The organism is Streptomyces anandii JCM 4720 (assembly GCF_014650655.1).
In the GTDB taxonomy this organism is placed as follows: Bacteria; Actinomycetota; Actinomycetes; order Streptomycetales; family Streptomycetaceae; genus Streptomyces; species Streptomyces anandii.
Genome location: NZ_BMVJ01000001.1, coordinates 282,285 through 304,699, shown reverse-complemented (window position 1 = coordinate 304,699; position 22,415 = coordinate 282,285). Strand labels below are relative to the sequence as shown.

Sequence of the window (22,415 nt, the reverse complement as noted above, 5' to 3'; positions counted from 1 at the left end):
GGCCCTGGCCGACCTGCCGAAGTTCCCCGGGGACAACCTCGACGGGACCCGCAGCGGCGGCGACCTGTGCGTCCAGGCCTGCGCGGACGACCCTCAGGTCGCCGTGCACGCGATCCGCAACCTCGCCCGCATCGGCTTCGGCAAGGTCGCCATCCGCTGGTCACAGCTCGGCTTCGGCAAGACCTCCTCGACCACCCCCGGATCCCAGACCCCGCGCAACCTCTTCGGGTTCAAGGACGGCACGCGGAACATCGCGGGCACCGAGACGGGACGCCTGGAGAAGTTCGTGTGGGTCGGCGAGGGCGACGGCGGGGCGGAGGACGCCTGGATGACCGGGGGTTCGTACCTCGTCGCCCGGCGCATCCGGATGAACATCGAGACCTGGGACCGCACTTCGCTCCAGGAGCAGGAGGACGTCTTCGGCCGCGACAAGGGCGAGGGCGCACCGGCCGGCAAGGCCAAGGAGCACGACGAGCCGTTCCTGAAGGCGATGAAGCCCGACGCGCACGTGCGGCTGGCGCACCCCGACGCCAACGGCGGCATCACCATCCTGCGCCGGGGCTACTCCTTCACCGACGGCACCGACGGGCTCGGCCGCCTGGACGCGGGCCTGTTCTTCCTCGCCTACCAGCGCGACGTGCGCAAGGGCTTCATCCCGCTGCAGCGCAGGCTGGCGGCGCACGACGCGCTCAACGAGTACATCCAGCACGTGGGTTCGGCGGTCTTCGCGATCCCGCCCGGGGTGCGTGACACGAACGACTGGTGGGGCCGCACCCTGCTGTCCGAGGAGGCGTAGGCCCGTGTTCTCCAACTACCTGATCGGTCTGCGCGAGGGGCTGGAGGCCAGCCTCGTCGTGTGCATCCTCATCGCCTACCTGGTCAAGACCGGCCGCAGGGACGCCCTGAAGCCGATCTGGGCGGGCATCGGGATCGCCGTCGCCATCGCGATGGGCTTCGGCTGCGTCCTCGAATTCGGCTCCCAGGAGCTGACGTTCGAGGCGCAGGAGGCCCTCGGCGGCTCGCTGTCGGTGCTCGCGGTGGGTCTGGTGACGTGGATGGTGTTCTGGATGCGGCGCACCGCCCGGCATTTGAAGTCCGAGCTGCACGGCAAGCTGGACGCGGCCCTCGCCATGGGCACGGGCGCGCTGGTGGCCACCGCCTTCCTCGCCGTCGGCCGGGAGGGCCTGGAGACCGCGCTGTTCGTGTGGGCGTCCGTGCACGCCGCCTCCGACGGTACCCCGCGCCCGCTCGCCGGCGTGGCGCTCGGCCTGGCCACGGCCGTCCTGCTGGGCTGGCTGTTCTACCGGGGCGCGCTGAGGATCAACCTCGCCAGGTTCTTCACCTGGACCGGCGCCATGCTGGTCGTGGTCGCGGCGGGCGTGCTGGCCTACGGCATGCACGACCTCCAGGAGGCCGACTGGCTGCCGGGGCTGCGGAACCTCGCCTTCGACATCAGCGGCACGATCCCGCCGGACAGCTGGTACGGCACGCTGCTCAAGGGCGTGTTCAACTTCCAGCCCGACCCGACCGTCCTCCAGGTCACGGTGTGGCTGCTGTACCTGGTCCCGGCGCTCGCGCTGTTCTTCGCCCCGGTAGGGTTCGCCTCCGGGAAGGGGAAGGTGACGGTTGCTGATGAGCAGGGTTCGCGGCCCTCGAAGGCCTCGCAGGCTTGAGCGGGGGGCGCTGATCGCGGCCCTGTTGACCGCTCTGTCCCTGACGGCGAGCGGGTGCGTGGTGGTGCACGGGGAGCGCGTGGTGCTGCCGTCCGCCGACCGCGCGGAGGCGCGGAGGGCGCTGGACGACTTCACGGCCGCGTACAACGCCGCCGACAAGGCCTACGACCGCTCGCTGGACGCCGGGCGCGTCACCGGCGCCCTCGGCGCGATCGACGGGGCGCGGCTGAAGGCCGGACACGCCAACAGCCCGTCCGGCAACGCCGCGCACACTCCGCTGACGCTCACCGACGCCAAGTTCACGATCCCGAAGAAGGCGGGCTGGCCGCGCTGGTTCCTCGCCGACGCCAAGGGCAACAAGGGCGGCGCCGCGCGCTGGCTGCTGGTGTTCACCCGGGGCGGGCTCGGTGAGAAGTGGCAGGTGGCGTATCTGACGCTGGTCGCGCCCGGCGACGTACCGAGGTTCAAGCTCGACGCGGAGGGGTGGGCCGAGGCCGTGCCGGCACGCTCCGCCGGACTGACCGTCGCGCCGGGCGACTTGAGCGGTGCCTACGCCACGTACCTCAAGAGCGGCGGGAAGGGTTTCGCCGCGGGCGTGCACACCACCGGCTGGCGCAAGCTGCGCGCCGGCTCGGCGAGCCGGCCCGGTCTGGCCACCCAGTTCATCGACGAGCCGCTGACCGGCGGCGACTTCGCCCCGCTGGCGCTGCGCACGGCGGACGGCGGCGCGCTGGTGTTCTTCGCCACGCACCACTACCAGAAGCAGACGGCGGCCTCCGGGGCGACGGTGCCCACGCCCGACAAGGACGTGCAGGCCCTGACCACGGGCGAGATCAAACAGTCGCTGACGATGGAGTTCGTCTCCAACGAGACGGCCCTCGACCCGCCCGGCGGCACGGCCGGCGGCCAGGTGTCCGTCCTCGGCCGCGTCCAGGGACTCACCGCGGCCCAGGGCAGCTGAGCGCGCCCCCGGGGGCCAGGGCTCGCGTCCGTCAGTGGCGCAGGGGCCAGGGGGCGGGGGCGGGGTCGCTCTGCCGGTCGCTGTGGCGGGCGCAGGCGTCGGTGAGGTCTTCCAGGAGGCTCAGCGGGTCGGGGAGCGGGTGCTCCGGGCCGCGTACCCAGCGCACGCGCCGGTCGTCGCCGCCGGGCAGCCGGGCCGGGGGCACCAGGACGTAGGAGCCGCGGCAGTGCCAGCGCAGGCCCGGGTGCTCGTCCATGGTCTCCGGGTGGCAGTCCAGCTCGCAGGGCCACCACTCGTCCTCGTCCTCGGGCGTGCCGCGGGTGAGGGTGAAGAACAGCATGCGGCCGTCGTCGCTCTCGGCGACCGGGCCGACCTCGACGCCGGCGGCGAGCAGCCGCTCCAGGGCCTCGCGGCCGGCCTCCAGGGGCACGTCGAGCACGTCGTGCACCATGCCGGTCGCGGTGATGAAGTTGGCCTGCGACTGGTGCCGCGCCCACCGCTCGATCTGCGCGCGGTCGGTCGTGGACTGCGTCTGCCAGGCGAACGACACCGGGTGCCGGGCGGGCGTGGGACAGCCGACGCGGTCGCAGGAACAGCCGTAGCCGGCCCCGGGGTGGGCGGCGGGCGCGAGCGGCAGTCCCGCGGCGGCGGTGGCCAGCAGCAGGGCCTCACGGCCGCCGTCACCGGCGGTCTCCTTCGGCCGGCGCCCGCGCAGCCACTGCGAGATCCTGCCCTGCCGGCCGCCACGACCACCGAACTCCGCGCTCATCTATCCCCTCGCCTCGCTGGTGTGAACCCCTCGCTCCATGCTCCCACCATCCTGCGCCTCCGGTTTCCAGGACCCACACCCGGGGTGGCCGACAGGGAAACGGGGGCGGCCGACCTGAGGTGACCGGAGCCATACGGTGCCGCCCGCCCGAGTCCGCCGGGGGGGGCGACGCGGGTCGCCCGCCCGGAGTCCGCCGCGTCCGCGCGGGGCCCGTCACGAGGCCGACCGGAGTTCCCCCGCCCCGCCGAGCCTCCGAGGCCACGCGGGCCATTCGCGGGGTCCGGCTGAGCTGCCCGAGACCCACCCCGGGCCGCCCCGGGACCCGGGCGGCCCCGCCCGCGTCCGTGGCGCCTGCCAGGGGTTCGCGGAGTCCGCCCGGGTCCACGGAGCCTGCCCCGGTCCACGCGGGGCCCGGCCAGGGACCGCGTGCGGCCCGCCACTCACGCGGGCGAAGGGTGGTGGTCGGGCCGCGCGCGGTGGGCGTGCCCGGCGCACCATGGGCAGAAAGTGAATCCTGCGGTATCCGAGGAGCCCACCTTGGCCCTTTCCCGCCGCGCCCGACCTCGGCGCTACCTGATGTGCCCACCCGCACACTTCGACGTCACGTACGCGATCAACCCCTGGATGGACCCGGCCAAGCCGGTCGACACCCCGCTGGCCCTCGCCCAGTGGGAACAACTGCGCGCGCTGTACCGCGGCCTCGGTCACACCGTCGACCAGATCGAGCCGCGGCCCGGCCTGCCCGACATGGTGTTCACGGCGAACGGCGCCACGGTGGTCGACGGCCGGGTCTTCGGCGCCCGGTTCGCCCACACCGAGCGGGAGCCGGAGGCCGAGGAGCACCTGGAGTGGTTCGCCGCGCACGGCCTGGCGCACCTGCACGTGCCGGTGCACATCAACGAGGGCGAGGGCGACTTCGCCGTCACCCGCTCGTGCCTGCTGGCCGGCCGCGGCTTCCGCACCAACCCGCTCGCGCACGGCGAGGCCCAGGAGTACTTCGGCCGTCCGGTGATCGGCCTGGAACTGGTCGACCCCCGCTTCTACCACCTCGACCTGGCGCTCGCCGTCCTCGACGACTCGGCGGACGAGGTGGCGTACTACCCGGCCGCCTTCTCCCCCGGCAGCCGCGAGGTGCTGCGCCGGCTGTTTCCGCACGCGCTGATCGCGACCGAGGACGACGCGCTCGCCTTCGGCCTGAACGCCGTCAGCGACGGCCACCACGTGGTGCTCCCCCAGGCGGCGGCCGGCCTCTACGGGCCCCTGCGCGAGCGCGGCTTCGAACCGGTCGGCGTGGACCTCAGCGAACTGCACAAGGGCGGCGGCAGCGTGAAGTGCTGCTCGCTGGAGCTACGGCTGTGATCCGGGCCTACGCCTCCGCAGGCGCCGTGGGCGGGGCCGGCGGCGGCCAGTCGTCGCCCCAGTCCGCGTCGCGCGCCGCCTTGTAGAGGTCGCCGTGCCGCTTGGTCACGGTACGGCGGCGCAGCTGCTCGTCGGCCTCGCACAGGTCGAGCAGGACCTGGCCCTTGCGGATCTGGGGGCGCCGTACGACCCGGGCGGGCGCGGGAGCGGCCGGCAGGCGGGTGGCGGCGACGTAGGAGAACTTCTCGTCCTCGTAGGCGAGGGAGCCGCCCTTGACCTGCCGGTGCAGGGAGGAACGGCTGACCCGGGCGGAGAAGTGGCACCAGTCGGTGCCGGGCACGATCGGGCAGGCCGCGCTGTGCGGGCAGGGCGCGGCGACGCGGAAGCCGGCCGCGATCAGCCGGTCGCGGGCGGCGATCACGCGGGCGTAGCCGTCGGGAGTGCCGGGCTCCACGACCACGACGGACCGCGCGGCCCCGGCGGCGGCGTCGACGACGGCGGCACGGTCGGTCTCGGTCAGCTCACCGAGGACGTAGGAGACGGTGACGAGGTCGGCGGGGTCGAGCGCGAGCGCCGCCCCGATCCGGGCGCGCTGCCAGCGGGCCTCGCGCAACAGGGGGTCGGCGCCGGCGATCTCCCGGCCGAGGGCGAGGGCGGGCTCGGCCCAGTCCAGCACGGTGACCGGCCGGGCGCCCTCCCAGGTCGCCCGGACCGCCCAGGTCGCCGCGCCGGTCCCGCCGCCCACGTCCACGTGGCTGCCGGGCACCCACCCGGGCACGGCGTCCGCGAACGCGGTGAGCGCCCCGCGCACGGCCTCGAAGGTCGCCGGCATCCGGTACGCGGCGTAGGCGGCCACATCCGCACGGTCCCGCAGGATCGGCGCATCGGTCGGGGTACTCCCCCGATAACTGGCGATCAACCGCTCCACGGCCCCCGAGGCCTGCCGAGCCGGCAACCCTTCGAGCACCCCGGCAAGCGCCCCCCGAAGAACCTCCGAGGCACTCAACAACTCATCCACCACACAATTCTCTCAGCAAAGGAGGACCGGTCCGACGGCCTGGAGGCCGGGAGACGTGCCGGCTCAGGGGCGGAGCCCGGGGCCCAGGGGCGCGGGGAAACCGCGCGACCAGCCCCCGCCCGCCCGCACCCGGAAACGAAACTCAGGGCCCGAACACCGCCCGCGCCACCAGCGTCCCCACCCGCGCCCGAACCCCGCTGTCGGCCCCCGCCCGCCGAGGATGGACCCTGTTGCCCAGCAGCACGACGAACGTATCGGTCACCGGATCGATCACCACCGACGTCCCCGTGAACCCCGTGTGCCCCGCGGCCCCCCGCCCCGCAAGCTCCCCCATGAACCAGGGCTGGTCCACGGCGAACCCCAGCCCGGGCGGCGTCAGCAGCAGCTCCACGAAGTCGGGCCCGAGGATGCGCGCGGGACCGTAGGACCCTCCGGCCAGCAGCGCGCGGCAGAACACCGCGAGGTCTCCGGCCGTCGCGAACAGCCCCGCGTGCCCGGCCACCCCGCCCAGCGCCCAGGCGTTCTCGTCGTGCACCTCGCCCCGCAGCATCCCCCGGTCGGCCTTGGCCCACGGCCGCCGCTGGTCCTCGGTCGCCGCCGCGCCCGGGCAGGGCCCGAAGCGGGTGGAGGTCATGCCGAGCGGCCGGGTGATCCCGTCGCGGATCAGGACGTCCAGCGAACGCCCGGTGATCCGCTCCAGCACATGCTGCAGCAGGAGCAGGTTGACGTCGGAGTAGGTGTACGTGCCGGGCACCCCGACCGGCTGCTCGGCGCGCAGCATCGCCAGCCGGGCCGCGTGGTCGGGGCAGTCGTACAGCGGGAGTTCGGGCCGCATCCCGGAGGTGTGGGTGAGCAGCTGCCGTACCGTCACGCCGTGCGCGGCCGCCCCGCGGAAGTCGGGCAGGTACGCGCCGACCAGCGCGTCGATGCCGAGCGTGCCCCGCTCGATCTGCTGCACGGCGGCGACCGCGGTGAACAGCTTGGTCAGGGACGCCAGGTCGAAGGGCGTGTCCACGGTCATCGGCACCCGCTCCCCCGGCGGCAGTTCGACGCCGCGTCCGGCCTCCGGGTCGTAGGCCGCGTACCGTACGGCCCATCCCGCGGCCTCCTCGACGGCGATCACCGGGCCGCGCCCGGCGACCACGACGACGCCGGCCGCCCAGGGGCGGTCGCCGGTGGTCAGGGCGTGGACCTCCTGTACCAGGCGGTGCAGTTCCCGGGGGTCGAGTCCGGCCTTCTCCGGGGTGTCCCGGCGCAGTCTCGGCGCGCTCAGTTCCGTACTCCCTCCGCGCCCGCGGGCGCGCCCGCGGATGCCTTCCAGGGACGGCACATAATCATGAAGCAGGCCAGTGCCACCAGCGCGGCCACCAGTTGGACGACCGCCATGGGCACGGCGGTGCGCTCACCGGCGATCCCGACGAGCGGGGAGGCCACGGCGCCGATGAGGAAGGAGGAGGTGCCGAGCAGCGCCGAGGCGGAGCCGGCGTGCCGGCGGGTGCGGGTCAGGGCGAGGGCCTGGGTGTTGGGCAGGGTGACACCCATCGCGGACATCAGCACGAACAGCGCGGCGGCCACCGGAGCGAGCCCCACCGTGCCGAAGGCGCCCGTGGCCATCAGCAGCAGCGCGGCCGCGGCCACGATGACCACCGCGAGCCCGGCGCCGAGCACCAGGTCCAGCCGGACCCGGCCGACCAGCACCTTGCCGTTGATCTGCCCGACGACGACCAGCCCGACCGAGTTCAGCCCGAACAGCAGGCTGAACGTCTGCGGGGAGGCGCCGTAGATCTCCTGGATCACGAACGGGGAGGCGCTGATGTACGCGAACAGCGCGGCGAAGGCGAACCCGCCGGCGAGCAGGTAGCCGGTGAAGGCGCGGTCGGCGAGCAGAGCGCGCATCGAGCCGAGCGCCTCGCCGGCGCCTCCCCCGTGCCGGCCGGCCGGCGGCAGGGTCTCGGGCAGCCGGGCCCACACGAGCGTGCCGAGCAGCACTCCTACGGCCGTGAGCACCACGAACACGCCCCGCCAGTCCGTCACCCGCAGGATCTGGCCGCCGATCAGCGGCGCCACGACCGGCGCGACGCCGGAGACCAGCATCAGCGTGGAGAAGAAGCGGGCCATGGCCACGCCGTCGTACAGATCGCGCACGACCGCGCGGGCGATCACTATCCCGGCCGCGCCCGCGAGTCCCTGGAGCAGCCGGAAGGCGACCAGCACCTCGGCGTCGGGCGCGAAGGCGCACAGGGCGGTGGCCAGGACGTAGACGGCCAGGCCGGCCAGCAGCGGGCGCCTGCGGCCGAGGCGGTCGCTCATCGGGCCGATCACCAGCTGCCCGAGCGCCATGCCGACCAGGCAGGCGGTGAGCGTGAGCTGGACGGTGGCGGCCGGGGCGTGCAGGGTGCGGGTGACCTCCGGCAGCGAGGGCAGGTACATGTCCATCGCGAGCGGGGGTGTGGCGGTCAGCCCGCCGAGGATCAGGACGACCAGCAGCCCGGCCCGACGCGACGCGGGCGCCGGCTGTCCGGGGACTTCAAGGACCTCGGGGACCTCGGGGAGTGCGGCGGCTCCGGTCTCCGGTACGGCCGTCCGCCGCGCGTGCGACGCCGACGCCCCGCCCTCGGACATGTGTCCCTCCCTCTCCGGCTGCTCCGCGACCTATGCTCTCAGCTCGAACACGGTGCCTGGTACATGGTGCCGAGGGACGCATGAGCGAGGGTGGGGTCCGGGATGTCCGGGATTGCCGGTGAGACGGAGCAGAAGGTGCGCTGGGGGATCCTGGCGACCGGCGGGATCGCGGCCGCGTTCGCGGCGGACCTGGTGGACCTGCCGGACGCCGAGCTGGTCGCGGTGGCCTCGCGGCGGAAGGAGTCCGCGGAGGGGTTCGCGGAGCGGTTCGGGACCGGGCGGGCGTACGGCAGCTGGGAGGAGCTGGCGCGGGACGAGGACATCGATGTCGTCTACGTCGCCACCCCGCACGCGGCCCACCGGCCGGCCGCCGGGCTGTGCCTGGAGGCGGGCCGGAACGTGCTGTGCGAGAAGCCGTTCACGCTGAACCTGCGCGAGGCAGCCGAGCTCGTCGCGCTGGCCCGGGAGCACGACCGCTTCCTCATGGAGGCCATGTGGATGTACTGCAACCCGCTGATCCTGCGGCTCAAGGCCCTGGTGGAGGACGGGGCGATCGGTCAAGTGCGCACCGTGCAGGCCGACTTCGGGCTGGCCGGCCCCTTCCCGCCCGCGCACCGGCTGCGGGACCCGGGGCTCGGCGGCGGCGCGCTGCTCGACCTCGGCGTGTACCCGGTGTCGTTCGCGCACCTGCTGCTGGGCGAGCCGTCGGACGTGGCGGCCCGTGCGGTGCTCTCGCCCGAGGGCGTCGACCTCCAGACCGGCGCGCTGCTCTCCTACGACGGCGGCGCACTGGCCTCCGTGCACTGCTCCATCTCCGGCGGTACGGCGACCTGCGCGTCGGTCACCGGCTCCGAGGGCCGCATCGACGTACCGGACGGGTTCTTCCACCCGGAACGCTTCGTGCTGCACCGTGACGGGCGCGAACCGCAGGAGTTCCTGGCGGACCCGGCCGACGGCCCGCGCACCAGCCTGCGGCACGAGGCGCTGGAGGTGATGCGGGCGCTGCGCGCGGGCGAGCGGGAGTCACGCCTGGTGCCGCTGGACGGCACGCTCGCGGTGATGCGCACGCTGGACGCGGTACGGGAGCGGATCGGGGTGCGCTATCCGGGGGAGACGGGGGAACCTGCCCTGGTGTGAGGCGGGGCGCGTCCTGATGTCGGACGGGCCCCGCGGGTCCACCTCGTACGCTGCGGTGGCATGACTGACAGGCATGCACAGATCGCCGTGGTGACCGGCGCGGGCTCCGGCATCGGGCGGGCCGTCGCGGTGGAACTGCTGCGCGCGGGCTGGTCGGTGGCGCTGGCCGGACGGCACACCGCGACCCTCGAGGAGACGGCGGCGCTCGCGCCCGGGGCCGCCGCCATCGTCGTACGCACCGACGTGGCCCGCCCGGACGACGTGACGGAACTCTTCGCGGCCACGGTCCGCCGCTTCGGGCGCTTGGACCTGCTGTTCAACAACGCGGGCACGTTCGGCCCCGGCGGGGTGCCGGTCGAGGACCTGCCCTACGAGGCGTGGAAGCACGTGGTGGACACCAACCTCAACGGGGCGTTCCTGTGCGCGCAGGCGGCGTACCGGCGGATGAAGGACCAGAAACCGCAGGGCGGCCGGATCATCAACAACGGCTCGATCTCGGCGCACACCCCCCGGCCGCACTCCGCGCCCTACACGGCGACCAAGCACGCCTTGACCGGCCTGACCAAAGCGCTGTCGCTGGACGGGCGGCCGTACCGGATCGCGGTCGGGCAGATCGACATCGGCAACGCGGCCACCGAGATGACCGCGCGGATGGAGTCGGGCGCGCTGCAGGCGAACGGCGAGGTCGCGCCCGAGCCGACGATGGACGTCGCCGACGTGGCGCGGACGGTGCGGCACATGGCGGAACTGCCGCTGGAGGCGAACGTGCAGTTCGCCACCGTGCTGGCGACGGCGATGCCGTACGTGGGCCGGGGCTGAGCCGGAGCCCGCGATTCACGATTCACACAAACGGAATATGAAACTCCGCACCATATCGCCCCGCTGGCGGGCTTATGCTCGAGATCTCCTCCACGAGAGCTTCACAGTTGGGGCACTGAGCTTCCGCGTCCGGCCGACGGGCCACATCCAGGGGGGAGGCGGCAGCCGTTCCACGGCACCGGGTTGGGGGTGGACCCCGCGCGGGACCGCGGGGTACGCACCGGTGAGTGGAACGGCTGCCGCACGCACGACGCTCAACGCCGGTGCCGGCCCCCGGAGTCGCCCGTCGGAGCACCTGAGCGGGTACCCGCGCGGGCACCCGGTTCGCTCGGCCCGCCCGACGCCACCGCCGCCTTTCGTCGCCGCAGCCGCCGGCGCAGGGCCCACGCCCCGCCCGCGAGCAGGGCGACCGTGCCGGCCCCGCCCTCCAGCAGCCGCAGGGTCGAGGGACCGTCCGCCGCCGCGCCCGGCGCACCGGCGGCCGCACGCGCGGTCTTCCCCCGGCCCGGCCCGGACGAGGCGCCCGCACGGGCCCCGCCCTCGCTGATCGGCTCGACCAGCGCACCCACCGGCAGCGCCGAACGCCCGTGGGTGAAGCCCCAGTCGAGCAGGGCGGCGGTCTCCTCGTAGACGGCGTTGCTGCCGGCCTCCGGATGCATGACCGTGACGAGCAGGGTGCGGCCGTCGCGGACGGCGGCACCGGTGAAGGTGTTTCCGGCGTTGCTGGTGTAGCCGTTCTTCACCCCGATCAGACCGTCGTACGTCTTCAGACCCCACGCCCCGGTCAGCAGACGGTCGGTGTTCTGGATCTGGAAGGTCTTGCGCCCGCCGGCCGGGAAGTCGGCGGTCCGGGTCCCGCAGTACGCGCGGAAGTCGGCGTTGCGCAGGCCGTGGCGGGCGAAGAGCGTGAGGTCGTACGCCGAGGACAGCTGGCCGGGGTGGTCGAAGCCGTCCGGGCTGACCACGTGGGTGTCCAGTGCCTGGAGGTCGTCGGCCCTGGCCTGCATCTCGGCGACCGTCCTGGCCACGCCGCCGTTCATGTGGGCGAGCACGTGCACGGCGTCGTTGCCCGAGCGCAGGAACACACCCTGCCACAGCTGTTCGACGGTGTAGGTGATGCCGGGCCGGATGCCGACGAGGCTGGAGCCCTCGGGGATGCCGGCCAGGTCGGCCTCGGTGACGGTGTGACGCTCGGCGCGGTCGAACTTCCGCAGCACCGTGTCCGCGAACAGCATCTTCAGCGTGGAGGCGGGCGCGAGGCGCTGGTGCGCGCGGTACGCGGCCAGCACATGGCCGGTCTCCCACTCGGCGACCAGCCAGGCACGGGAGTTGAGCTTCGTGGGCAGCCCGGTGGCACCGCTCACCTGCACCCCGCCGCGGGCGAGCCGCTCACCGCCGATCGTGGGGGCGCCCTCGGGAGCGGCGGCGGCGGGCCGGGTCGTCACGGCGGCGAGCGGCAGGGCCGTGGTGAGACCGAGACCCAGCAGACTCCGCCGGGACAGGTCGTGGGACCTGCCGTGGGGCAGGCCGTGGGAGGGGTCGTGGGGGGACCGAGTGGATTCGCGCACCCCGGGACCGTACAAAGCGAGCCTGTGCCCGCGCACGACGGGTCTTCAAAGGCTGATCAAAGGATCATCAAAGCGCACACTTTCGGACCACGCCCACCCATGCCGGCCCACTCCGTACAGCCCTATGCCTGTCCGGTCTCGAACCGGGTGATGCGGCCGTCGTCGGCGACGACGAAGTTCCAGCGGGTGCGCATCTCGCCCCAGGTGTCGTTGCGGTAGCGGGCGATGAGGGCGAGGCCTCCGGAGGACTCGTTGTCGACCTCCATGTGGCCGTGCGTGGCGAAGATCTCGTCCTCGATCCACTCGGCGAGGTCGCGGTCGGAGCCGTCGTCCGACATGGTCGCGCCGGGCGCGAGGAGTTGCATGAAGCCCTCGCGGTCGTGGGCGTTGACCGCGGTGACGAAGGCGCGGACGGCCGGGTCGCTCAGTTTGGCGGTCTGAATCGTCATGTCGGCAGCGTCACACCGGGACCAGGGCCCCGCCACCCGAACGGCGTCCACGACGGGCCGGGCGGGTGTAGGCGGTGCCAGGCTGGAAAGGCAACCCTCTGTTCGCCTGTCCGCATCCCAGGGGAGTCACCGTGACCTGTTACGACCGACGTGATCTGGGGCTGCTGCTGCTCCGGCTGGGCACCGGCGGCGTGCTGGCGGCGCACGGCGCGCAGAAACTGCTCGGCTGGTTCGGCGGGGGCGGCATCGAGGGCACGGGCAAGTTCATGGAGTCCGTCGGCTACCGCCCCGGCAAGGCGAGCGCCACGATGGCGGGGCTCGCGGAGGCGGGCGGCGGCCTGCTGCTGGCCATGGGCCTGGCGACCCCGGCGGCGGGCGCGGCGGCCGCGGGCGCGATGGCGGGCGCCGCGGCGGTGCACGCCCCCAACGGCTTCTTCGCCCAGACCGGCGGCTACGAGTACGCCGCCTCCCTCGGCCTCACCTCGGCCGGCCTGGCGGTCACGGGCCCCGGCCGCCTCTCCCTTGACCACGCTCTCGGCCACGCGGTCAACCGCGGCTGGATGGTCCCCGCGGCCTTCGCCGCCACGGCCGCGGCGACGGCGGTGGTCGTGGGCGCACGCGTGAAGCGACTCCGCGAGGAGAAGGAGGGCCGCCAGGAGGCCCTGTTCGAGGAGTAGGAACGCGCAGGGGTCCTCGCCAGCCCATGGCAGGCTGCCCCCATGACCGACCCGACGACCGACGCACCCGAGGCACCCGAGGCACCCGAGGCACCGGACACACCCTCCCCGGACCTCTGGACCTCCATCGACGCCTTGTGGACCTGGCTGGAGAGCAGCACCCCGTACAAAGGCACGACCCATGAAGGCCTCCTCCTACGCCTCCTGAAACTCTCGGAGGAGGTAGGCGAGGTGGCCCAGGCGGTGATCGGCGCCACGGGCCAGAACCCCCGCAAGGGCACGACCCACACCTGGACGGACGTCGAGTCGGAACTGTGCGACGTGATCATCACAGCCCTGGTGGCCCTACGCACCCTGACCCCGGAGGCCCGGGAGGTCTTCACGGCCCACCTGACGAGAGTGAGGGAACGCTCGGTGGGGGCGGCTTGAGCACTGGATCGGGACCTCGGCCCAGACCGTCTTGCCGGGACCGGGCCGGGTGTCGACGCCCCAGCGGGAGGCGAGGGAGTCGAGGGCACCACGCCGGGTCGCACTGAGACGCTGACTGAACACACTTACGGTGACGGCGGTTTGGGTGTGGCGTGCGGTCATGGAGGCCGGCGTTCCGGTGGGCCGGACCGCTCGGCCAGGCACGACGCCGGTCCGGCCGCGCTGTACTGGTTGCCGCACGGACAGGGCGGGCACAAGCGGGGGGAGACGCCCCTCCAGGTCACCGACTCGCGGTGCTGAGCGGGCGTTCGCCGCTGAGGTCTGCGTTCCGGCCACGCATCCACGGCACCAGTTGGAGAACGCCGAACGCCACCTCGACGCCGAAGAACAGCCACAGCAGACGTGGCGCACCGTGGGCCAGGGCGTAGGCCTGCCAGGTCGCGAAGAGGGTACGGGCGATGCCGTCGAAGAGCCCGTGGTCCGGCAGTGGTCTGACGATGCGCAGAACGGCCCAGACGACCACGACCGAGCCCATCAGATTGGCGAACAGGGTCTGCCACGGGTCGGGTTCGGGCAGAGTGCCGAGTCCGAGTGAGCGGCCGAGGGACGACAGCGCGTCTTGTACGAGTGCGTAGGTCCACGGAGTCGCGAATCCCGCCGTGACGGCCAGGTCGTACCAGGCGCTCGCGCGTACGACGCGGAGGTAGCCGGGGCGCGCGGGGGTGCGAAGACGGATCACGATGAGGCTCCTGGTGGTGTACCGGCAGGCGATTGCCCGCGCCGCTGCCTCACGCTAAACAGTGGACTACGCTCCAAGGTCAAGCCCGGCGTCCGATGGAGGGGCATGCGCATCGGGGAGCTTGCCGCGCAGGCAGGCATGACCAGAGACACGATCCGGTTCTACGAGAAGGTCGGCCTTGTCGAAGGCCGGCGTCTGCCCAACGGGTACCGCGACTTCCCGCCCGAGACGGTGGCCTGGCTGCAGTACATCCGCACGGCGCAGACGCTGGGATTCTCCCTGTCGGAGATCGCGCGGAGCGGGGAGAAGCTGCGCGGGGCGCCGGACACCGCGGTGGCGCTGTCGGCGCTCTTCGAGGAGAAGATCCAGGTCGTCGACGCCCGTATCGCCGAACTCGCCGCTCTGCGGGCCGACCTGGCAGCGCGGGTCGGCACCGGATGCCCACTACGGGCGTCCGGCCGTTCCACCGCGGCAGGAGATCACCGTGAACACGAACGGCACGTGTGACGGTCTCCGGCTCAAACCGGTTCGGGTTGCAGTTCGGGTTGTGGCGTGGACGCGGCCGTCGGTTCCCACTGTCTGGTGGTCCGCACGTAGCCGTAGACCACTGAGGACATCGCCAGAATGAGAAGTGGGCCGAACACCCACGGATGTCCGGCCATCTCCATCGGCAGATAGCGGTACGACACCAAGAGCGCGCCGAAGACCATGGCGCCGTGGACGACCATCCGGATTCCGGGCAGGTTCCAGCCGTGGTGGCTCAGGCGCAGCGCGGCCTCGATCGTGAGCGCGAAGACCACGCCGGCGACGAGGTCCACGCCGTAGTGGTAGCCGAAGCCCAGCGTCGCGGAGAGTGTGGCGATCAGCCAGAAGGTGCCCGCGTGGCGCAGCACACGTGGGCCTCTGCGGGTGTGGATGAAGATCGCGGTGGCCCACGCCGTGTGGAGGCTGGGCATGCAGTTGCGCGGGGTGATCCCGTCGTACGGCATCGGGTGCGGGGGGTTGATCGGCGGTGCCGTGTTGGGCCACAGGTCGGCCACCGCCCACTGCACGCCGCCGGTGCCGGAGGCGCCCGGGCCGTAGGCGAAGACCGGTCCGACCACCGGGAAGATCATGTAGATGGCGGGACCGAGGAGGCCGATCACCAGGAAGGTGCGCACCAGATGGTGCCGGGGGAAGCGACGCTCGACCGCCACGTCACGCAGCTGGTACAGCGCGACCACGACCGCGGCCACCGCCAGCTGCGCATACACCAAGTGGAGGAGGTGGGTGCCGACCGGGGCGGTGGCCTCGACCATCCGGCCCGCCAGCCACGACGGGTTGCCGAGCGCGTGATCGGCGCTCGCCACGTACTGGTCGAGCACCGTCGGGCGGGCCTTCGACGTGATGAGCAGCCAGGTGTCGCCGGTCTTGCGGCCGGCCACCAGCAGCAGGCCCAGCCCGACGCCCTTGAGCAGCAGGACGCGTTCCGGGCCGGTGCGGCGCGTGACAGCGATGACCGCACAGCCCAACATCACCCACAGTGCGCCACTGCCGAGGATGTGGCAGTCGCTCAGCTTGGCGCCGGCCGCCCATCGCACCAGCAGGAAGACGATGTCGATGCCGATCGCGGTACCGGCCGCGATGAACCGTTGCCGCCAGGTGAGCACCACCATCATCAACGCCATGCCGCCGTACAGCGGGCCCGGCTTCGGGGCGGACATCAGGTCGTTCACCGGGCTGCCGATCGGCCCCGGCTGACCGTAGCGGCGTGCGGCGATCTCCAGTGCGAGGAGGAATCCGAGGGTCGCCACGCCCACCGCGGCCCACAGCATCACTCGCAGTCGACGCCACGCAGCCGACACGGTTCTGCCGCTCATGCGCGGAGACACCCGCGACGCTCTAGATATCAATCGCTTGGCCGATGCACTCAGAATGGGATGAACAGGTCGAAAGCGACGGGAGTAGTCATCGCGATCTCGAACAGGTTACGTAAAACGGCAAGCCCCGGAAAGATCGGAAAGAGCCTCCGACTAGGGCAGCAGGGTGTCCACCGTTTTGAACATGAAGTGGACGACGAGGATGAAGACCACGCAGAACACGAGGCCCGCCCCGTAGAAGGCCAGCACGCAGCCGGTGCCGACGGCGAGCTTGCCGCGGGCCGGCGCGTGGGCGGTGGCCCGCTCGGGCCGGTCGGGCAGGTAGTGCACGGTGACGAGGTCGCCCTCGACGACGGTCGAGGGGCCGTTGGCCTCATCGAACCGGATGACGCGGCCGTCCCGGGTGATGAACTCGTAGACGTGGTGCAGGGTGGTGGTGACCGAGCTGTCCCCGCCGCCGCTCGTCCTCGTGTACGACCGCAGACAGCGCGCCTGAGCCGTCACGCCCCCGTCCCAGGCCTGGCCGATCTGCCTCGCGCGGCGCAGCGCCGTGGTGATCCCGACCACCAGGAGTGCGATCATGAGGCACGGCACGACGTAGAAAAGCAGTTCCATGAGGTCCCCCGAGGTCAGTGCGCCGTCTTGGTCGGACAGCGTGGCGGGAAACTACACGCTCATCCGGTCCGGCGACCTCAGAAGGACCTCAGCTTTTCCCCTGGCCCGGGGCGGAGGGGTGTGGCAGACGAGTCGGGCTGTACGCCGGGTTCTGTGCCCCGGGTCCTCGCGGAGTCCGGGGTGACGGCCATCCATCTAGGGCCGGTGTTGCCACCGGCCTCGTGCGGTCTACCCGCGGACTCGGGCGGGCAGCCCTCGAACGTCCGCGCAGGAACCCCGGAGGGTTCCCTCTTGACCTTGCTCCGGGTGGGGTTTACCTAGCTGCCCAGGTCACCCTGGGCACTGGTGGTCTCTTACACCACCGTTTCACCCTTACCGAGGGCCTGAGCCCCCGGCGGTCTGCTTTCTGTGGCACTGTCCCGCGGGTCACCCCGGGTGGCCGTTAGCCACCACCCTGCCCTGTGGAGCCCGGACGTTCCTCGGGAAGCACCCCGCAAGGGGCACTCCACGCGGCCGTCCGCCCGGCTCGTCTGCCGTATCGACCATGGTACCGGGCGCGGTGGGCGCCTGGTTCCTCCAGGTCAGAGGAAGTCCGCCGTCTCCAGGTCGAAGGCGAAGGGCTCGGGGAGGGTCAGGGGCTTGCCGAAGGGTCGCATGCACAGCTCGCGGTACTCGTCGCCCCTCGGCTCGCTGAACAGCGTGACCGATGCTTCTTCCCTGTCGACCAGCAGGTACAACGGGATGCCCGCCCGGGCGTAGCAGCGGCGTTTGGTCTCGCGGTCGGCCCTGGGTTTGGTGGAGGTCACCTCCAGGACCATGGCGACGCCGTCGGCCGGCATCCAGGAGTCCGCGGCGCCGAACAGATCGCCTTCCACAGCACCGAACGTTGCGTCGGGGACCACGTGGCTCCTCGGGCATGCCCCGCCGCTCGGCAACTTCAAGCCCTTGTTCCCGGAGAAGTCCATCTCGGTCCGGGACCGCTTGATCACCTGCCTCACGATTCGGCTGATGTACTTCTCGTGGTCCCCGTCCGGCGGCGGCGTCACGACGATCTCCCCCTCGATCAGCTCGGCCCGGAAGCCCTCCGGGGTGTCGAGGGACAGGAAGATCTCCAGCAGGCCGTCGGCCGGTGTGGTGGGCTCATGCGCCACGGCGGTCATGTCACGCACCTCCTTCGGTCGCTCGCCAGACTCGGACATCCCAAGATCACCTGTCCATGAGATCGGGAACCGTTCCCTCGATCGTGGCACAGCGGTGCGTCCCCCGTCAGTCACCGGGCCGCTCCCCCCTCGGACCGGCCGGTCTTGACCTTCACGCGGCGTCAACCTCTTCACTGGTCCCATGCGGATCGGAGAACTCGCCGCGGCCGTCGGTGTGACCACGCGGGCCGTGCGGCACTACCACCATCTGGGGCTGCTGCCCGAGCCGGAGCGGCGGGCCAACGGCTACCGGCACTACACGTTGCGGCACGCCGTCGTGCTCGCCCGCATCCGGCGGCTCACCGAGCTCGGGCTGGGCCTGGCCGAGGTCCGGGACGTGCTCGCCGAAGACGCGGGGCGGGACCTCAGCGAGGTGCTCGAGGAGCTCGACGCCGATCTGGCCCGCCAGGAGGCGGCGATCCGGGACCGGCGCGGCCGGCTGCGCGCGCTGCTCGACGCGGGTGAGCTGCCCGCCGAGGGCCCGGTCTCGCCGGAGCTGGCCGCGCTGTTCGCCGAGACGGCCGCCCACCTGCCCGACTCCCCCATGGCGGCCAAGGACCGGGAGATCCTCGCCCTGCTGGAGACGGCGGCCTCCCCCGCCGAGCGGGAGCGGCTGACGCTCGCCCTCGGCGACGTCTTCTCGGCGCCGGACGCGGCCGCGCGGGCGCGGGAGGCGTACGCGATGCTCGACGCGCTCGCCGACGCCGACCCCGGCGATCCCCGGGTGGGCGAGGCGGCCCGGGTCATCGCGCGGTGCGTGCCGCCCGGGATGCTGCCCGGGACTCTTCCCGAGTTGCTGCCGGGACCCGGCCTCGACCACGAACACGGCTTTCTGCGCGCCCTGTACGCGGACTTCGCGCCCGCCCAGGCGGAGGCGGTCCGGCAGGCGCTGCGCATCCTCGCCGAGGGGCGGGAATGAGAGCCGTCCTCGCGCTGGCGCGGCACGAGGCCCGGCTGCTCGGGTGTCTGGCCGTCTGGGCCTTCCGGCGCGGAAGGCCGAGCGGTGGCGGGCAGGTCTTCGGGTACGCCCGCGGGCAGGGGCCCATGATGGCGGGGCTGGCGTTCGTCTGCCTGGTCGAGACGCTCACCATGTCCGTACTGCTGCGCCACTGGCCCACCGTGCACGCCGTGATGCTCTTCCTCGACGCTTACACGGTCGTGTTCGTGATCGCCCTGTACGCGTCCCAAGTCGTCCGCCCGCACCTGCTGACCGCGGAGGCCGTGCGGATACGGCACTCCGTCCACCTCGATCTGCGCGTTCCGCCGGCCGCCATCGCCGCCGTACGCCACGAGGTGCGCACCACGCACCCGCGGACCGACGGCGAGCTGGACGTGCCCGTCGGCTCACGGACGTCCGTCACGATCGAGCTCGCCACGCCCGTCACCCACGTCACGCTGTTCGGCAGGCGGCGGGAGGTGCGGGTGGTGCGCTTCCACGTGGAGGAGGCGGAACGGATGGTGCGCTCGCTCAGTACGCTGGCGCGGAGTGCTACCTGAAGGAGACGCCCCCGTGCTTGTGCTGCTGCCCCCGTCCGAAGGCAAGGCCTCCGTCGGCCGTGGCACCCCGCTGAAGCCCGAGTCGCTGTCGCTGCCCGGGCTCGCCGATGCCCGCGAGGCCGTGCTGACCGAACTGGTCGAGTTGTGCCGGGCGGACGAGGAGAAGGCGCGCGAGGTCCTGGGGCTGACCGAGGGGCTGCGCGGGGAGATCGGCAAGAACGCCCGGCTGCGCGAGGCGGGCACGCGGCCCGCCGGCGAGATCTACACCGGTGTCCTCTACGACGCCCTCGGCCTCGCCTCCCTCGACGCCGCCGCCAAGCGGCGCGCCGCGCGTTCACTGCTCGTCTTCTCGGGGTTGTGGGGCGCGGTGCGGGTGACGGACCGGATTCCCTCCTACCGGTGCTCGATGGGGGTCAGGCTGCCCGGGCTCGGGGCGCTGGCCGGTCACTGGCGTGCGCCCATGGCCGACGCGGTGCCCGAAGTGGCGGGCGGGGGGCTGGTGCTGGACCTGCGGTCCTCGGCGTACGCGGCCGCGTGGAAGCCCAAGGGCGAGCTCGCGGAGCGCACCGCGACCGTACGGGTGCTGCACGCGCCCACCCGCAAGGTGGTCAGCCACTTCAACAAGGCCACCAAGGGGCGGATGGTACGGAGTCTGCTGACCGCCGGGGCCGCCCCGGCCGGCCCCGCCGAACTGGTCGAGGCGCTGCGGGACCTCGGGTACGTCGTGGAGGCGGAGGCTCCCGGGAAGGCGGGGCGGAGCTGGTCGCTCGACGTGCTGGTGGACGAGGTTCACTGACGCACCCCATCCACCTGGCCCATTGCAGTATGCGCAATGCGCGTTGCAGCTACTGCTCTCCCTCGGCACGATGAGGGCATGCCCGCGCCTTCGCCCGTCTCCTCGTCCGCCTCCCTGCTCGGTCTCGCGCCCGTCCTGCCCGTGGTCGTACTGCACGACGCCGCCGACGCCGTACCGCTCGCGCGGGCGCTGGTGGCCGGCGGGCTGCCGGCGATCGAGGTGACGCTGCGGACGCCGGCCGCGCTGGACGGGGTGCGGGCGATCGCCGGTGAGGTGCCGGACGCCGTCGTGGGCGTGGGGACCGTGATCCGGCCGGAGCAGGTGGCGGGCTCGGTGGACGCCGGGGCGCGGTTCCTGGTCAGTCCGGGCTGGACGGACGCGCTGCTCGCCGCGATGGCGGCCTCGGGGGTGCCGTATCTGCCCGGGGTTTCCACCACGTCGGAGGTGGTGGCGCTGCTGGAGCGCGGGGTGCGGGAGATGAAGTTCTTCCCCGCTCAGGCGGCCGGCGGCACCGCGTATCTGAAGTCGCTGGCCGGGCCACTGCCCCAGGCCCGGTTCTGTCCCACCGGGGGCATCGGTCCCGACACCGCGCCCGACTACCTTTCCCTGCCCAACGTCGGCTGTGTCGGCGGCAGTTGGATGGTCCCGGCGGACGCCGTCGCCGGCCGTGACTGGGGACGCGTGAAGCGGCTGGCCCGTGCGGCGGCCGGGCTCAGCGCAGGTGGGACGTGTCGTTGAGGAGGCGGACGCTCGCGTTGCCGTCCGCGTAGTACGCCACCGCCGACAGCGAGGCCGCCGACAGCTCCATGCGGAACAGCGACTCGGGCGGGGCGCCGAGCGCGAGCCGCACGAAGGTCTTGATCGGGGTGACGTGCGTGACGAGCAGGACGGTCCGGCCCTTGTGAGCCGCGACCAGTCTGTCGCGCGTCGCGGCGATGCGGGTGGCGGTCGCCGCGAAGCTCTCGCCGCCGCCGGTGGGTTCGGCCTCCGGGGAGGCCAGCCAGGCGTTCAGGTCGTCCGGGTAGCGCTCGCGCACCTCTCCGAAGGTGAGGCCCTCCCAGGCCCCGAAGTCGGTCTCGCGCAGGCCGTCCTCGACCGTCACGTCCAGTCCGAGGCGGGCGGCGACGATGCCGGCGGTCTCGCGGGTGCGGGCGAGGGGGGACGAGACGATCGCCTGGACCGTCCCGCGCCGGGCGAGCGCGGCGGCGGCCCGCTCGGCCTGCTCCCGGCCGATGTCCGACAGCGCCGGGTCGCTTCCCCCGCTGCCCGAGAAGCGCTTCTGCGGGGTCAACGGGGTCTCACCGTGCCGCAGCAGTACGAGAGTCGCGGGCGCCCCGAGATCGGCAGGCGCCCATCCGGGGGCGGCGGTGACCGGCGTGGCGGCAGTGGGCCCCGTGGTGGCAGTGGGCCCGGTGGTGGCAGTGGGCCCCGTGGTGGCAGTGGGCCCCGTGGTGGCGGTGGTCCCCGTGGCGGCCATCGCCTGCGCGGCGCCCGTCGCCTCCGTGCCACCGGTGGCCTCCGAGGCACCGGTCGCACCGGTGGTGGCGGTCGCGCCGGCAGCGCCGGCCGCGGCCGTGGAGCCAGTGGCGCCCGCGGGGCCGACCGCGCCGCTCCTGCCCGAGGCGGCCGTCGCGCCGGTAACACCGGCAGCATCCGCCACACCGGCAGCACCCGACGTAGCCGCCGCACCATTGACCTTGGCCCCGTCGGCAGAACCAGCCGCACCCGAGGCGGCCGTCGCGCCGGTAGCTCCCGAGGTGGCCGTCGTGTCGGTGGCACCGGCAACGCCGGTCGCGCCCGTGGCACCGGTGCCACCCCTGGCCACGCCCCGCGCGGCCCGCATGTCCGCCTCCGCCTTCGCGAAGCGCACATCTGCCTCGGCGTTCGCGCCGCGCGCATCCGCCTCCGCCTCCGCGCCCCGCACCGCCCCCGTGTCCCCGCCGGGCACGCCGGCTTCCGCCTCCGCGCTCCGCGCACTTCCCTCGGTGTTCACGAGCTGCGCGCCCGCGGCCCGCATTGCGGATGGCCGCCGCGCCTCCAGTTCCGCCGTCGATGCCGACGGCGTCCACTGTTCGCCGCGGCCCCCCGCGTCCATCGCCTCGTTGGCCAGGCGGTCGGCGTGCTTGTTGCGGGCGCGCGGGATCCACTCGTAGGTCACCCGCTCGGGCGGGAAGACGCGGGCCGCCTCCGTGGCCAGCGGGCGCAGGTCGGGGTGCTTGATCTTCCAGC

Annotated in this window: 24 protein-coding genes and 1 other RNA gene; 13 read left to right on the top strand and 12 right to left on the bottom strand. The window is 73.0% G+C overall.

The genetic code is table 11. From position 1 onward, the window contains the following. From IE249_RS35820 to IE249_RS01385, 3 genes are all read left to right on the top strand, one after another. A partial coding sequence (locus IE249_RS35820; protein ID WP_229857174.1) for a Dyp-type peroxidase occupies positions 1-796 on the top strand: 796 nt, incomplete at its 5' end. A 4-nt stretch (positions 797-800) separates the two neighbouring features. Beyond that, positions 801-1,673 (top strand): iron uptake transporter permease EfeU, encoded by an 873-nt coding sequence (efeU, locus tag IE249_RS01390; RefSeq protein ID WP_189702893.1) that lies wholly within the window; start codon positions 801-803, stop codon positions 1,671-1,673. Beyond that, positions 1,633-2,634: an SCO2278 family lipoprotein gene (locus tag IE249_RS01385; RefSeq protein ID WP_189702892.1), complete on the top strand. Its 1,002-nt coding sequence runs from the start codon at positions 1,633-1,635 to the stop codon at positions 2,632-2,634. Before efeU ends, IE249_RS01385 begins: the two co-directional genes overlap by 41 nt. 31 nt (positions 2,635-2,665) lie before the next feature. On the opposite strand, the gene IE249_RS01380 is transcribed toward IE249_RS01385, so the two are convergent. Further along, positions 2,666-3,403, bottom strand: a complete 738-nt coding sequence (locus IE249_RS01380; RefSeq protein ID WP_189702891.1) for a bifunctional DNA primase/polymerase — start codon at positions 3,401-3,403, stop codon at positions 2,666-2,668. A 537-nt stretch (positions 3,404-3,940) separates the two neighbouring features. Between IE249_RS01380 and ddaH the strand changes: the two genes are divergently transcribed. Then, entirely contained in the window at positions 3,941-4,762 is an 822-nt protein-coding gene (gene ddaH, locus IE249_RS01375) for a dimethylargininase (protein WP_373304320.1), read from the top strand. A 7-nt stretch (positions 4,763-4,769) separates the two neighbouring features. On the opposite strand, the gene IE249_RS01370 is transcribed toward ddaH, so the two are convergent. The 3 genes from IE249_RS01370 to IE249_RS01360 form a co-directional block, all read right to left on the bottom strand. Beyond that, positions 4,770-5,780 carry a small ribosomal subunit Rsm22 family protein gene (locus IE249_RS01370; protein ID WP_189702890.1) on the bottom strand — a complete coding sequence of 337 codons (1,011 nt, stop codon included), beginning with the start codon at positions 5,778-5,780 and terminating at the stop codon, positions 4,770-4,772. Positions 5,781-5,922: 142 nt separating this feature from the next. Further along, positions 5,923-7,110: a serine hydrolase domain-containing protein gene (locus IE249_RS01365; protein ID WP_189702889.1), complete on the bottom strand. Its 1,188-nt coding sequence runs from the start codon at positions 7,108-7,110 to the stop codon at positions 5,923-5,925. Next, on the bottom strand, positions 7,050-8,402 hold the full coding sequence (locus tag IE249_RS01360) for a multidrug effflux MFS transporter (protein ID WP_189702888.1): 1,353 nt from the start codon (positions 8,400-8,402) through the stop codon (positions 7,050-7,052). The genes IE249_RS01365 and IE249_RS01360 overlap by 61 nt, the downstream gene beginning before the upstream one ends. A 102-nt stretch (positions 8,403-8,504) precedes the next feature. Here IE249_RS01360 and IE249_RS01355 point away from each other — a divergent pair, with 102 nt between their 5' ends. Then, positions 8,505-9,539, top strand: a complete 1,035-nt coding sequence (locus IE249_RS01355; RefSeq protein WP_189702887.1) for a Gfo/Idh/MocA family protein — start codon at positions 8,505-8,507, stop codon at positions 9,537-9,539. 60 nt (positions 9,540-9,599) lie between these two features. Beyond that, positions 9,600-10,358: an SDR family oxidoreductase gene (locus IE249_RS01350; RefSeq protein ID WP_189702886.1), complete on the top strand. Its 759-nt coding sequence runs from the start codon at positions 9,600-9,602 to the stop codon at positions 10,356-10,358. A 254-nt stretch (positions 10,359-10,612) separates the two neighbouring features. On the opposite strand, the gene IE249_RS01345 is transcribed toward IE249_RS01350, so the two are convergent. Together IE249_RS01345 and IE249_RS01340 are read right to left on the bottom strand one after the other, a co-directional pair. After that, positions 10,613-11,926 (bottom strand): D-alanyl-D-alanine carboxypeptidase family protein, encoded by a 1,314-nt coding sequence (locus IE249_RS01345; RefSeq protein WP_189702885.1) that lies wholly within the window; start codon positions 11,924-11,926, stop codon positions 10,613-10,615. Between the two features lie 122 nt (positions 11,927-12,048). After that, a complete protein-coding gene (locus tag IE249_RS01340) occupies positions 12,049-12,375 on the bottom strand; it encodes a nuclear transport factor 2 family protein (protein ID WP_189702884.1) in 327 nt (108 codons plus the stop codon). Positions 12,376-12,506: 131 nt separating this feature from the next. On the opposite strand from IE249_RS01340, the gene IE249_RS01335 reads away from it, so the two are divergent. Beyond that, entirely contained in the window at positions 12,507-13,052 is a 546-nt protein-coding gene (locus IE249_RS01335; RefSeq protein WP_189702883.1) for a DoxX family protein, read from the top strand. Positions 13,053-13,094: 42 nt separating this feature from the next. Then, positions 13,095-13,481 (top strand): MazG-like family protein, encoded by a 387-nt coding sequence (locus tag IE249_RS01330; RefSeq protein ID WP_189702882.1) that lies wholly within the window; start codon positions 13,095-13,097, stop codon positions 13,479-13,481. A gap of 280 nt (positions 13,482-13,761) precedes the next feature. Here IE249_RS01330 and IE249_RS01325 read toward each other — a convergent pair whose 3' ends face one another. Continuing rightward, positions 13,762-14,220 (bottom strand): hypothetical protein, encoded by a 459-nt coding sequence (locus IE249_RS01325; RefSeq protein ID WP_189702881.1) that lies wholly within the window; start codon positions 14,218-14,220, stop codon positions 13,762-13,764. A gap of 105 nt (positions 14,221-14,325) precedes the next feature. Here IE249_RS01325 and IE249_RS01320 point away from each other — a divergent pair, with 105 nt between their 5' ends. Next, on the top strand, positions 14,326-14,727 hold the full coding sequence (locus IE249_RS01320; protein ID WP_189702880.1) for a MerR family transcriptional regulator: 402 nt from the start codon (positions 14,326-14,328) through the stop codon (positions 14,725-14,727). Positions 14,728-14,738: 11 nt separating this feature from the next. Here the strand turns inward: IE249_RS01320 and IE249_RS01315 are convergent, their stop codons facing one another. The 4 genes from IE249_RS01315 to IE249_RS01300 all read right to left on the bottom strand — a co-directional run bounded on the left by IE249_RS01315 (position 14,739) and on the right by IE249_RS01300 (position 17,854). Next, the gene (locus IE249_RS01315) at positions 14,739-16,079 is read right to left on the bottom strand and encodes a phosphatase PAP2 family protein (RefSeq protein ID WP_373304319.1); all 1,341 of its coding nucleotides are present in this window, start codon (positions 16,077-16,079) and stop codon (positions 14,739-14,741) included. Positions 16,080-16,232: 153 nt separating this feature from the next. Continuing rightward, positions 16,233-16,694 (bottom strand): DUF3592 domain-containing protein, encoded by a 462-nt coding sequence (locus IE249_RS01310; protein ID WP_189702879.1) that lies wholly within the window; start codon positions 16,692-16,694, stop codon positions 16,233-16,235. Between the two features lie 124 nt (positions 16,695-16,818). Further along, an RNA gene (gene rnpB / locus IE249_RS01305) (RNase P RNA component class A) lies at positions 16,819-17,223 on the bottom strand. 52 nt (positions 17,224-17,275) lie between these two features. Further along, complete coding sequence (locus IE249_RS01300) at positions 17,276-17,854, bottom strand: Uma2 family endonuclease (protein ID WP_189702878.1); 579 nt, start codon at positions 17,852-17,854, stop codon at positions 17,276-17,278. A gap of 181 nt (positions 17,855-18,035) precedes the next feature. On the opposite strand from IE249_RS01300, the gene IE249_RS01295 reads away from it, so the two are divergent. From IE249_RS01295 to IE249_RS01280, 4 genes are all read left to right on the top strand, one after another. Beyond that, positions 18,036-18,812 carry a MerR family transcriptional regulator gene (locus tag IE249_RS01295; RefSeq protein WP_189702877.1) on the top strand — a complete coding sequence of 259 codons (777 nt, stop codon included), beginning with the start codon at positions 18,036-18,038 and terminating at the stop codon, positions 18,810-18,812. After that, the gene (locus IE249_RS01290) at positions 18,809-19,390 is read left to right on the top strand and encodes a hypothetical protein (RefSeq protein WP_189702876.1); all 582 of its coding nucleotides are present in this window, start codon (positions 18,809-18,811) and stop codon (positions 19,388-19,390) included. The genes IE249_RS01295 and IE249_RS01290 overlap by 4 nt, the downstream gene beginning before the upstream one ends. Positions 19,391-19,403: 13 nt before the next feature. Continuing rightward, the gene (gene yaaA / locus IE249_RS01285; RefSeq protein ID WP_189702875.1) at positions 19,404-20,186 is read left to right on the top strand and encodes a peroxide stress protein YaaA; all 783 of its coding nucleotides are present in this window, start codon (positions 19,404-19,406) and stop codon (positions 20,184-20,186) included. 78 nt (positions 20,187-20,264) lie between these two features. After that, entirely contained in the window at positions 20,265-20,924 is a 660-nt protein-coding gene (locus tag IE249_RS01280) for a bifunctional 4-hydroxy-2-oxoglutarate aldolase/2-dehydro-3-deoxy-phosphogluconate aldolase (protein WP_189702874.1), read from the top strand. Here IE249_RS01280 and IE249_RS01275 read toward each other — a convergent pair. Further along, positions 20,899-22,281 (bottom strand): bifunctional RNase H/acid phosphatase, encoded by a 1,383-nt coding sequence (locus IE249_RS01275; protein ID WP_373304336.1) that lies wholly within the window; start codon positions 22,279-22,281, stop codon positions 20,899-20,901. The two genes, IE249_RS01280 and IE249_RS01275, sit on opposite strands and share 26 nt — an antisense overlap. Positions 22,282-22,415 lie beyond the last annotated feature (134 nt).

Excerpts from the sequence above, each read along its gene's own strand:
- IE249_RS01355 (WP_189702887.1), top strand. The coding sequence starts at position 8,505 with ATGTCCGGGATTGCCGGTGAGACGGAGCAGAAGGTGCGCTGGGGGATC.
- IE249_RS01385 (WP_189702892.1), top strand. The coding sequence starts at position 1,633 with ATGAGCAGGGTTCGCGGCCCTCGAAGGCCTCGCAGGCTTGAGCGGGGG.
- IE249_RS01315 (WP_373304319.1), bottom strand. The coding sequence starts at position 16,079 with ATGAGCGGCAGAACCGTGTCGGCTGCGTGGCGTCGACTGCGAGTGATG.
- IE249_RS01280 (WP_189702874.1), top strand. The coding sequence starts at position 20,265 with ATGCCCGCGCCTTCGCCCGTCTCCTCGTCCGCCTCCCTGCTCGGTCTC.
- IE249_RS01380 (WP_189702891.1), bottom strand. The coding sequence starts at position 3,403 with ATGAGCGCGGAGTTCGGTGGTCGTGGCGGCCGGCAGGGCAGGATCTCG.
- IE249_RS01275 (WP_373304336.1), bottom strand. The coding sequence starts at position 22,281 with ATGGACGCGGGGGGCCGCGGCGAACAGTGGACGCCGTCGGCATCGACG.
- IE249_RS01295 (WP_189702877.1), top strand. The coding sequence starts at position 18,036 with ATGCGGATCGGAGAACTCGCCGCGGCCGTCGGTGTGACCACGCGGGCC.
- IE249_RS01360 (WP_189702888.1), bottom strand. The coding sequence starts at position 8,402 with ATGTCCGAGGGCGGGGCGTCGGCGTCGCACGCGCGGCGGACGGCCGTA.
- IE249_RS01290 (WP_189702876.1), top strand. The coding sequence starts at position 18,809 with ATGAGAGCCGTCCTCGCGCTGGCGCGGCACGAGGCCCGGCTGCTCGGG.
- IE249_RS01350 (WP_189702886.1), top strand. The coding sequence starts at position 9,600 with ATGACTGACAGGCATGCACAGATCGCCGTGGTGACCGGCGCGGGCTCC.
- IE249_RS01340 (WP_189702884.1), bottom strand. The coding sequence starts at position 12,375 with ATGACGATTCAGACCGCCAAACTGAGCGACCCGGCCGTCCGCGCCTTC.
- IE249_RS01300 (WP_189702878.1), bottom strand. The coding sequence starts at position 17,854 with ATGACCGCCGTGGCGCATGAGCCCACCACACCGGCCGACGGCCTGCTG.
- IE249_RS01310 (WP_189702879.1), bottom strand. The coding sequence starts at position 16,694 with ATGGAACTGCTTTTCTACGTCGTGCCGTGCCTCATGATCGCACTCCTG.
- IE249_RS01330 (WP_189702882.1), top strand. The coding sequence starts at position 13,095 with ATGACCGACCCGACGACCGACGCACCCGAGGCACCCGAGGCACCCGAG.
- IE249_RS01320 (WP_189702880.1), top strand. The coding sequence starts at position 14,326 with ATGCGCATCGGGGAGCTTGCCGCGCAGGCAGGCATGACCAGAGACACG.